This window comes from Helicobacter pylori (assembly GCF_014496485.1).
Classification (GTDB): Bacteria; Campylobacterota; Campylobacteria; order Campylobacterales; family Helicobacteraceae; genus Helicobacter; species Helicobacter pylori_DD.
In genome coordinates, this window is sequence record NZ_JACTAX010000034.1 from 1 (window position 1) to 543 (window position 543).

A 543-nucleotide genomic window follows, 5' to 3' on the forward strand; every position below is an offset into this window, starting at 1 on the left:
CATTTGAAAATGAAATTAAAGGATTTATTAAAAGGACACAAAGTAGGGTTCGTGCGTATGGGTATCCAAAGACTTTCAATATTGATGAGATAGAAAATTGGGAGCAACAAGCAATTAAAACAAGAGAACAACGAAAATGTGCTATGAGTAAAAGATTTAGACAAAGCTACAACCACAACATTAAAGTCAATAACCTTGTCAAGGCTATGCGACAAGGCAAAAAAGTGAGTAGGACATTATTAGCTAACACCATAGACACCGATGCGGGTTATTGCTTTATCTCAGATTTAGCGACACAGCTTGGTAACATCAGCCCTAGACTATCTAAAAGCATCGTTACCGCCATAGAGCAAGCAGAGGGCGTGAGACTAACTTATGCGTTAATAGACAAGGTTACCTATAACTCACTCCACAACACCTTGAATTTCATTTTTGATATTGATAACCTTTTAAACGACCAAGCGTTAAACCAATTAGTCATTGAAGTCCCAAGAGAAGCGCTAAAGAATGTGAAGCTACCACAAATTAAAAATGTATTGACCG

1 pseudogene is annotated in these 543 nt (G+C 37.2%); it reads left to right on the forward strand.

The annotated features are described in order from the left end of the window. Positions 1-543, forward strand: a pseudogene (locus tag IC572_RS07680) (hypothetical protein); the annotation flags it as partial.